Source organism: Methanosarcina sp. MSH10X1 (assembly GCF_004099695.1).
GTDB lineage: Archaea > Halobacteriota > Methanosarcinia > Methanosarcinales > Methanosarcinaceae > Methanosarcina.
Genome location: NZ_SCHL01000015.1, coordinates 63,278 through 73,564, shown reverse-complemented (window position 1 = coordinate 73,564; position 10,287 = coordinate 63,278). Strand labels below are relative to the sequence as shown.

Here is a 10,287-nt window from a genome sequence, read left to right as displayed (position 1 = left end):
TTCCTGATAAAAGCCCGCAGTGAAGGTGACAACTATATAGCATTTTATAGTGCCGACTGCGGAAACGTGAGCCAGGTCCCAGAACTGAGTCTGGTATACAGCTAAGTTAGTATTGTCAAAGGAGACTTCCATTACTTCCGGGCTGAGAATTAAATTCTGAGTACCGGATGTTTTGGAGTGTCTACCTTTTGCTAAAGTGAAAAATAATGAATTTTTGAGGATTTCAGTAGAAATAATCGTTTTAAGCAAAATATATTAGCTTTTAAATTTGCTTCAGGTTTAGTTTGATTAATTTTTGCACCTGAGGCTCATTTGTCCTTTTAAATAATTCTATTTTCAGGCCAGGATAGCTTTTAGAGCATCTATGCTTTATGCAGGATTTTAATTCCATTTTCCTAGTAAGCCAGAGAATGCTGATTTTCTCCATTCCTGATCCTTTTTACCCTATTCATCTGCTTTTCAAAAAGTCATATCCAGAAACTCAATAAACTTCTAATAAAAATTACCCAAACACAAAGGCTTTTATGTGTTGTAGAAATCTCTTATTGGGGTTGGCTAGTGTCTGATTTTTATTAAAAGGAACTCACTTGAATTAAACTCAAAGTTAACACTGAATATAAATAAACAATCTCAAAGTTAGCACTGAATATAAGTAAATAAACCCAAAGTTAACACTGAATATAATAAGATAGCTCGAGACTTTCAAATTCAATATTAAAAGGTATTTCCTATGAATGAAAATTATTATACTGTAGTAGTAAATAGAATTTTTACTGAGAGGTTGAAACCTGAGCCAGATGGTCAGCGTTCAAAAGGATTTAAGTATTATTCTCTGGATAATGAGCTGGACCAAGTCTTAGGAAAAACTTCCATAAGGCTATTTTCGTAACTTTCTTAACTAAAATTATTAAAAACGTAATTCTTTTTAAGGTGATATGGTGTCATATCAAAAGTTTGCAAAAGACGTTGGTTTTATCGGGACAGTTCAGGCACTTACAAGCCTGGGCACTTTCTTCCTGCTTCCGATAATCACAAAAACCCTTGGAACTTATGATTACGGACTCTGGGCCCAGATCAATATCACTGTATCCCTTATTTCCCCTCTTGCACTTATGGGTCTATCTATGGGGTTTGTCAGATTTCTATCCTCTGAGACTGAAACCAGAAAAATAAGGGAAGCAGTTTATTCAATTCTCTTTTTTGTAACTGTAACCGGCCTTCTTGCCTCATTTTTACTTTATACTTTTGCAGAACCTCTTGCAACCTTAGGTTTTAAAGACCCAGAGGCTACTTATTTTGTCCAGGCAGGTTCCCTTTTAATCCTTCTGAATGTAATCGAGTCTATATCTCTTTTTTATTTCAGGGTCTTCAGGCAGATTGAGAAATTTTCCTACTTAACTCTCTTTGAAACACTTGGAAAGTTACTTTTTATTCTTATTCTTCTCAAAATGGGATACGGGCTTCTTGGTGTAATAGCAGCTACCCTATTTGTACAGGGCTCCATTTTTCTAATCTCTCTCCTAATAATTATATCACAGATAGGATTCGTTATCCCTCGGTTTACCTATATAAAAGAGTATTTGCAATTTTCCCTGCCACTAACTCCAAATGCACTTATAAGATGGATTACTGAATCAAGTGACAGATATATGGTTACTTATTTTCTCGGACTCAGAAGCGTGGGCGTATATTCGGCAGCCTGTTCGATCGGAAACCTTATACAGCTTTTTGTAAGTCCTCTTCAACTCATTCTCCTTCCCGAGTTATCAAAACTATTTGATGAAAATAAAATGGATGAAGTAAGAATTTATATGTCTCATTCTCTGAGATATTTCCTACTTATTTCGATTCCTGCAGTTTTCGGGCTTTCAGCTCTTGCAAAACCTCTGCTTGGAATCCTTACCACTGAGGATTTCCTTTCAGGCTGGCTTGTAATCCCTATCATCGCTTTTGCCGGTCTTCTGGCGGGGATCTTCCAGATATTTGTTAATACTATGTTTCTTATTAAACGGACGAAAACTACGACCTACATCAATATTATTGCTGCCGTTTCGAACGTATTGATCAACCTTCTGCTGATACCTTCTGTAGGAATTGTCGGGGCTTCACTGTCGACCTTATTTTCTTACTTTTTAATGGCCGTGCTCTGCATGCGTCTATCCTTAAAGCACTTTAAGCTTGATTTTTATTTTAATGATATTGCAAAAAGTATTTTGTCCTCAATATCTATGTATTTCTTTGTTTCTCACTTCGTTATTTCAAGTATTCTCGAGCTTTTCGAGATTGCAGGTATGGGCGTACTCATCTATCTTGTTGTGATGTTCTTTGTCGGTGGATTCAGCGATTATGAGCTTTCTTTAATACGGAGGTATTTATTCAGAGTCAAAAGTGAAGTCAAACAATAACTTATCTTTATTTTTTAGTGCCGGGAACTTGCCCTGTTCCGGGGGCACTTACTCTGGATATGCCCACGTCTTTCAAAAATGGTTTCATTCCTTTGTGCCTTATCCCTCACACTGCAATATGAGTTTCACCGGATCTATACGGTACTTATGAATCAACCCAGATCTTTCCCATGCCCAAAAAAAGATTTGAAGCTTAATTCCTCAATTCTATTAAAGTCTTAAAAAAGCATGCTGGTATAAAAATTCGGAAATTTTAATTTTTACACCCGCCAGCAAAATTAATTTAGGGATAATCGGAGTGAAGGTTATTCTATTCATTTCTTCTCAAGTAATGCCCTTGCCGTTTCCCTTACGCTTCTTTCTGATGTATAGCCCGGCTCCCAGCCCAAACTTTTCATTTTTTCAATCCCCAGTCGCATCCTCGGCACATCGCCTTTCCAGCCTCTACTTCCTCCAGTATAGCTGAATTCAACATTAGAAAGTCCCATCTCTTCTATAACGGCTCTTCCTATCTCTGTGGCGCTGATAGTATCCTCAGAGCCAATATTGAAAATATTTACCTTTTCTTCATTCTTCTCTATTAAAAACAATATCGCATCAACACATTCCGATACATGAAGATAGGATTTTTCCTGCTTGCCATCGCCTAGAATCTCCAGCACATTGGACTGTTTTTTCAGTTTTCTTATAAAGTCTACCGTAATTCCATGTGTGCTGCGAGGGCCAACTATATTCGCAAACCGAAATATCCAGGCCTGCATATCGAAGGTATGAGAATATGAAGTGATAAGGGCTTCACAGGCCAGTTTAGAGGCACCGTAAAGAGATATAGGAATAAGAGGGCCGTAATCTTCTGGAGTGGGCATAACACTCGCCTCCCCATACACCGTCGAGGTAGAAGTAAACGCAATTTCTTTAATACTGTTCTTTCTCATTGCTTCCAGAAGATTATAGGTTGCCAGAATATTCTGATCCAGGTGAACTCTGGTGTCCGAAGCACCCAGTTTGACATCAGGGTTTGCAGCCACGTGACAAACAAAATCAATATTTTTACATGCTATGTCTATCGCTTCCTGGTCAAGAAGGTCTCCTTTTATCAGGGTGAAATCCGGGTTTTCCAGATGATGCTGTATAAACTCAATTTCTCCTGAACTCAGGTTATCAAAAACAGTAACGTTGTTTCCCTCTTCTAACAAACGGTCTACAAGATGGCTCCCTATAAAACCGGCTCCTCCTGTCACAAGTATTTTATTCTTTGCAGGCATGAAAAATTCTCCAGATAATTTCTCTTTCCATATTAACATTTTATAATCGCTTGAATCAATCATTTGCCCTTACCTCATACTCAACATGAGGCTGGGTAAATAAATGATCGGAAAATTAAAGATGTTATGATTGAAAAGTACTTTAACCCAACTGTAAGAATAACCTTTTTACAGAATCCCTTTTACCGGAGAGTTTATTTTGACTGTTAAAAAAGCACTTATTCCGGCGGCTGGCCTTGGAACCCGCTTCCTGCCTGCTACCAAATCAATGCCAAAAGAGATGCTCCCTATTATTGACACACCTGTGATCCAGTACGTTGTAGAGGAAGCAATTGCCTCGGGAATTGAGGATATTATCATTATTACAGGCAGGGGAAAACGAGCAATTGAGGATTATTTTGATGATTCTCCTGAACTCGAAATGCACCTTGCGAAAAAGCATAATACTGAACTTCTCAAGCTTGTCAGAGACGTTTCTTCCCTGGTAGATATTCATTATATCCGCCAGAAAGAGCCCAATGGGCTTGGAGATGCAGTCCTCAGGGCAGAAAACCATATTGGAGACGAACCTTTCGCCGTACTCCTCGGGGATGATATTATCGTGAATAACAAGCCCTGTACAGCTCAACTAATTGAAAATTTTGAGAAATATGGGAGATCCACGCTTGCAGTGGAAGAAGTTCCTTATGAAAAACTGAGCAGCTATGGGATTATAAAGGGAAAGCCTCTAAATGATTCACTCTATGTCCTTGAGGATATTGTCGAGAAACCGTCACCTGAAAATGCTCCTTCGAATATAGGGGCGATAGGACGCTACGTTTTCACCCCTGAAATCTTTGACTGCATAAAAGAAGCCGGAACCGGAGTAGGAAACGAAATTCAGTTGACTGACGGCATCCGACTCCTGAACCGCACCCAGACAATCTACGCTTGCAGGTTCGAAGGAAAAAGGTTTGATACCGGTGACAGGCTCGGATATGTAAAGGCAATAGTGGATTTTGCCCTTAAAAACGAAAGTCTCAGAGAAGATGTACTTGAGTACCTGAGAGAAATCCTGGTGACGGTGGAAGCTCCCTCCGAAAAATCAGGTTACATACAATAAGGTAGTTAGAGATCGGCAGAGTTACACTAAATTATGAATAAAAAGAGAAAACGGGGTTTCTGCAGGTTTTACCAGCAGAGCCCTTCATAATCTACGTTTTTCGTTTTAATTACCCTTCTTCCGTCGATTATTATCTTTTCTTTCATGGCTTCAAATTCGGAATTAAGCTGCCTGAATTCATCCCACTCTGTCATTACAAGGCAAGCATCAGCCCCCTCAAGAGCATCCTTAGCTTTCTCGAAGTATTCAATTGTTGGAAAGATCCGTTTCATATTCTCGATTGCCATTGGATCATATGCTGAAACTTTTGCTCCAAGCCTTAGAAGTTCGGCAATGACAGGGATAGCTCTGGACTCCCTTATATCGTCCGTCTCGTTCTTAAAAGCAAGTCCAAGAACTGCAATCCTTTTGCCCTCAAGGTTTCCTATTTTCTTCTTGAGTATTTCAGTCATTAGAATTGGCTGTTTCTCATTTACGTCAATTACGGATTCCAGAAGCACTGGAGAGTACCCTATCTCTTTTGCCTTTCCTATGAGAGCCTTTACATCTTTAGGGAAACAGGACCCTCCAAATCCTGCTCCTGAATTCAAAAATTTGGGGGATATCCTTGAATCCTTACCTACGGCTTCCATTACCTCATAGGTATCGATTTTCAGCTTTTTACAGATATTGCCTATCTCATTGGCAAAAGAAATCTTTGTTGCAAGAAGAGAATTATTTGCGTATTTAATCATTTCTGCTGTGGACGGATTCGTGAGCGTGACTTTGCATTTAAATGATTTATAAAGTTCTGAAACAAGAGCTCCGGCTTTCTGGTCAATTGCTCCAACAACTATTTTATCAGGATTCATGAAGTCATAAACTGCTTTCCCTTCCCTCAGGAATTCGGGATTCATTGCAACCCCAAAGTCTTTCCCGGCTACCTTTCCTGAAGTTTCTTCAAGCACGGGAAGGACAAACTTTTCAGTTGTTTCAGGCACAACTGTGCTTTTGACAACAACAACATGGTACCCCTTTTTCTTTGCCAGGACTGCCCCTATACTTGCTGTTGCTGCACGGACAATTGAAAGATCTATGCTTCCATCTTCTGCTGAAGGAGTTCCTACACATATAAAGGAAATATCTGTCTTCCTGATTGCAGATTCATAGTCCGTGGTTGCAGTGAGATTTTTTCCAGCATGTTTTCGTAAAAGTTCTCCAAGACCTTCTTCATAGATTGGGGGAATGCCTTCATTTATCTGATCCATTTTTTTCTTGTCAATATCTACACAGACCACTTCATGCCCGGTTTCTGCAAAACATGCGGCTGTGACCGAACCCACGTACCCTGAACCTATAACGGAAATTTTCATAAATTAAACCTCTTTATTGAGTGGAGAGGTAATAAATTCCAATTCTTATTTATTTTTTGATAGGCACTCTTTAAGTTCCTCTTGATATTACCAGATTGCCATGTTTGTATTGTTGATTTCCTTACCCGTCTTCATATATTTATATAGTTTAAGTGTGATACTCTGTATAGTTAAGATTTAGTATATTGTTCTGACAATTCCTTTTCAGTGGTTTTGGGGGATTATAATGCTTTCAATATTTGGTATGGGTATAGAATCTACTGCAAGAAATTCTCTTCCTGATTTAGGCATCTGCTTTCTCTCGACGGATTTTGGAATTCCTGAGTACTATCAGATAACGGTCGTAGGTTTAATTGCTCTCCTGGGTATGAAGGAAATGTTACTTGCCTCCAGAGAAGAAGACCGGTTTTCTTTAGATTCAATGGATATGGGAATTTATCCTTTGATTATATGTTTTATCGCCAGTTTTCTCTTTGCAAGCCTTGAAATAATTTTTACACGGTAATCCCCAGTAAGTCTATAACTTTTTTTATTTAGAAATTTTTTTCTGATCTTCTTAATTTATTTTCCCGTCTAAATATTAATGGATTAATAATGCCTTCTTTTCGGTTTTAAGCCTTAAAAAGCCTTAATTACACATACGTAAATTTTCACTCATGTTAGTTCAGTAACTTAGTTTCCATACTTATTTATTCTTGAGCCATTTATCTTCTAGTCGTAATATTGTTTGTTAGTGACCATATCTGAAGTAAAAATTAAGCTTTGTGAGGACACTATTATGGGGGAATCATCAGCCACTAGACCAAAATAGTACTATCTGTTAGGTTAGAGTAATGTATGGGATGTCTATCTGACAGAATGGTTCGAAATCAGGGCTGAGTGAAAAACCAGGATTCGACTGCATATTTTTGTCTAAATAAGGCAGAAAGGACAGGAGAATTTCCTGATTTGTTAATATTAGTTTATCTCATACGCTTTCAAATCGGGTTGAAGTTAGTTTTTTCTAACCCTCAGTCTGGGAGGACCCTTCATACAGACAGGCTGTCTATCTCTCTTCGTATTGTAATATAGGAAATATTAATTGGGGAGTGAAAAAGTGAGAGTTCTTGTCGATATAGGGCATCCAGCCCATGTCCACTTTTTTAAAAACATTATATGGAGTCTTGAGAAAAAAGGACATCAAGTAATGGTAGTTTCGCGGGATAAGGATGTAGTAATAGATCTCTTGAACGCCTACGGAATTCCACATACGGTTTTGAGCAAAGTAAAACCAGGAAAGGGCAATTTGCTTGAAGAATGGTTCATAAGAGAGTTTAAAACTTTTAAAATTACCCAGCAATTTAACCCTGACCTTATTATGGGCATTCTTTCTCCAGCTGTAGCTCAAATAGCCTGGATACGGCGGAAGAAATCCATAATTTTTAACGACACCGAGCATGCAGTGCTGGCTCAGAAAATAACCTATCCTTTCTGTGATATAATCTGTACTCCTTCATGCTATCTAAAAGATGAAGGAAGGAAACAGATGCGGTATAATGGCTATCATGAACTGGCTTATCTTCACCCATCTTATTTTACTCCCCGCCCTGAAATTCTGAAAGATCTCGGGGTAGAAGAAGGTGAACCTTTTACAATCCTTCGTTTCGTCTCATGGGGAGCGCATCATGACGTCGGTCAACATGGAATCAAGAATAAACTATCACTTGTGCAGGAGGTTGAAAAATTCGGGAAAGTATTCATAACCTCAGAAGGACCCCTGGCAAAAGAATTTGAAAGGTACAGAATCAGAGTCTCCCCAGAAAAAATTCATCACCTGCTCTATTATGCCACTCTGTATGTGGGTGAAGGGGCAACTATGGCTGTTGAAAGTGCAATCCTTGGAACTCCTTCAATCTATATTTCCACTCTGGCAGGGACCATGGGTAACTTTTCCGAACTCGAGAAAAAATACGGCTTACTCTTTAATTACAGTGATTCGGAATCAGCCCTGACAAAAGCAATAGAACTTCTCCAGGATCCGGAACTCAAGAAAACATGGGATCTGAAGAGGGCTGCCCTGCTCAGGGATAAGATTAACGTGACCGAGTTTATGGTCAAGCTCATAGAAAGTCTTCCTGAAAAAAAATCCGGATTTCTTTTATCTTCGGTCTCGGATGAGTCTTATGCATGAACTACTGATGAATAACCAGGATATATGGGATCTTTTCACCCGAAAAGAAGAATATTCTCCCGAAAAGCTGGATGAGCACCAGCGTTTTCTTTTCTCGGAAGAAGATCAACGAAATGCTTCTGAGCCTGAGGTTTCCAGGTATCTTATGAAGCATGGAATGCAGGTTGAATTTCCTGAAAATAAGTCATTTGCCGTTTGTTTAACTCATGATGTGGACGATGTTTATCCACCTCTTTCACATAGCTTATTGTCATCAGCTTACGGTCTTAAACATCTGGATCTCAAGGATTCTGTAGCTCAGTTAATCTGGAAATTGAGGGGAATAGACTACTCTCCTTACCTTAATTTTTCTAAAATTATGGATATTGAAGCCAGTTTTGGAGCAAAGTCCTCTTTTTATTTCATTACTGCGGAAGCCGATCCAGTACGTTTCAGGTATAATCTCGAAGACATAGAAGATCATCTGGGAGAAATTTCAGATAGAGGATGGGAAGTTGGTCTCCACGGAGGTTACTATTCATATGACAATCCCGAGGAAGTAAAAAAAGAAAAAGATAGACTTGAATCGATTCTAGGTAAAAAGGTCATAGGTTTTCGTAACCATTACCTCAGGTTCAAAACTCCTGATTCCTGGGAATTCCTTGCAGATGCGGGTTTCGGTTACGATTCAACTTTCGGGCATAGATACTCAGTTGGTTTCAGGAACGGCATGTGTCATCCTTTCACTCCATATAACCTTAATACAGAAAAAGAAATCGATATCCTCGAGATTCCACTTGTCGTAATGGATGTTGCACTTTTTGCTACTTCGAAATCTTTTGAGGAGGCATGGGAGCGCACAAAAAATCTGATTGATATTACAGCAAGCCTAAATGGTGTTATTACCCTGCTATGGCATAGTTTCATTTTCAGTTGCAATTTCCGAAATGATTGGATGAGGCTGTATGAGAAGGCACTTCATTACTGCTCTGGAAAAGGAGCCTGGATGACAAGCGGGGAAGAAATTTACAGGTGGTGGAGAGATGGGGTCTGATTTAAAAAGAAAATATCTGCTGGTTACGCCTGCGAAGAATGAAGAACAAAATCTGCCTGATGTCTCGAAGTCCGTAATAGGACAAAGATTAAGACCTGAGTTATGGATTATAATCGACGACGGGAGTACGGATGGAACACCATGTATTCTCAAAGACCTGCAGGCAAACTGCTCCTGGGTCCAGAGCATAAGATTGCCTCCGAGACCAAGAGACATTACTTTTCATTATAGTTATGTCTGCAAACAGGGTTTTGATTATGCGCTTGAGTATTGCAGGGGAAATAATCTCGAATTCGAGTATATAGCCCTTCTGGATGCCGATACGGTTCTGGAAGAAAATTATTTTGGAAAACTCCTGGATGAATTTGAAAAGGATAATTCTATCGGGATTGTAAGCGGCGGAATATATTATGAGACTAAAGGGAAACTTTCCCTGGAAGTAACTACCAAAAATCTTCCTCGTGGCACGGGAAGGATCTGGAGGAAGGAGTGCTTCTTTGAGACCGGCGGCTATCAGGTTGAGCCATCTCCGGATTCAATTTCCAACATAAAAGCTCTCATGCGAGGCTGGAGGCTCGTACAATATGCCGATGTCGTCCAGATGCAGAAACGTAAAACAAGTGCAGCAGATGGACTCTGGCATGGATATATTAAAAATGGTTGGATGGCTTACTATCTCGGCAAAAATTCTTTAATTGCTCTAGTAAACGTACTTTACTTCTCAGTGAAATACCCCTATTATACAGGCGCTGCTTACTTCTGGGGCTATTTTAGTTCGGCAATTAAAAGGGATAAACAAATCCAGGACCCTGAAATAAGGGCTTACTACAAGAATCAGGGGCTTACAGGTTTGTTATCCCGAGTATCGGGAGTTTTTAGTCGGAATTCAAGAGATGTACTGGAGGGAGAGCCGTGAATATTAGCAGCATTTGTAAAAAGCAACTCACTCACAGGTGATAA

Annotated in this window: 8 protein-coding genes; 6 read left to right on the top strand and 2 right to left on the bottom strand. The window is 39.4% G+C overall.

Annotated features, from left to right (window positions below; genetic code table 11):
* The first annotated feature begins 935 nt into the window (after positions 1-935).
* Complete coding sequence (locus EQO05_RS11570; protein ID WP_128506671.1) at positions 936-2,405, top strand: flippase; 1,470 nt, start codon at positions 936-938, stop codon at positions 2,403-2,405.
* 314 nt (positions 2,406-2,719) lie between these two features.
* Here EQO05_RS11570 and EQO05_RS11565 read toward each other — a convergent pair whose 3' ends face one another.
* On the bottom strand, positions 2,720-3,670 hold the full coding sequence (locus EQO05_RS11565; protein WP_128506669.1) for an NAD-dependent epimerase/dehydratase family protein: 951 nt from the start codon (positions 3,668-3,670) through the stop codon (positions 2,720-2,722).
* Between the two features lie 199 nt (positions 3,671-3,869).
* Here EQO05_RS11565 and galU point away from each other — a divergent pair, with 199 nt between their 5' ends.
* A complete protein-coding gene (galU, locus tag EQO05_RS11560; protein WP_128506667.1) occupies positions 3,870-4,772 on the top strand; it encodes a UTP--glucose-1-phosphate uridylyltransferase GalU in 903 nt (300 codons plus the stop codon).
* A 68-nt stretch (positions 4,773-4,840) separates the two neighbouring features.
* On the opposite strand, the gene EQO05_RS11555 is transcribed toward galU, so the two are convergent.
* On the bottom strand, positions 4,841-6,124 hold the full coding sequence (locus EQO05_RS11555) for a UDP-glucose/GDP-mannose dehydrogenase family protein (RefSeq protein WP_128506665.1): 1,284 nt from the start codon (positions 6,122-6,124) through the stop codon (positions 4,841-4,843).
* A 226-nt stretch (positions 6,125-6,350) separates the two neighbouring features.
* On the opposite strand from EQO05_RS11555, the gene EQO05_RS11550 reads away from it, so the two are divergent.
* The 4 genes from EQO05_RS11550 (at position 6,351) to EQO05_RS11535 (ending at position 10,243) form a co-directional block, all read left to right on the top strand.
* Complete coding sequence (locus tag EQO05_RS11550; RefSeq protein WP_128506663.1) at positions 6,351-6,629, top strand: hypothetical protein; 279 nt, start codon at positions 6,351-6,353, stop codon at positions 6,627-6,629.
* A 591-nt stretch (positions 6,630-7,220) separates the two neighbouring features.
* Entirely contained in the window at positions 7,221-8,294 is a 1,074-nt protein-coding gene (locus EQO05_RS11545; protein WP_128506661.1) for a DUF354 domain-containing protein, read from the top strand.
* A complete protein-coding gene (locus tag EQO05_RS11540; protein ID WP_370273741.1) occupies positions 8,287-9,327 on the top strand; it encodes a polysaccharide deacetylase family protein in 1,041 nt (346 codons plus the stop codon). Before EQO05_RS11545 ends, EQO05_RS11540 begins: the two co-directional genes overlap by 8 nt.
* Positions 9,317-10,243: a glycosyltransferase family 2 protein gene (locus EQO05_RS11535; protein ID WP_128506657.1), complete on the top strand. Its 927-nt coding sequence runs from the start codon at positions 9,317-9,319 to the stop codon at positions 10,241-10,243. The genes EQO05_RS11540 and EQO05_RS11535 overlap by 11 nt, the downstream gene beginning before the upstream one ends.
* Positions 10,244-10,287: the final 44 nt, after the last annotated feature.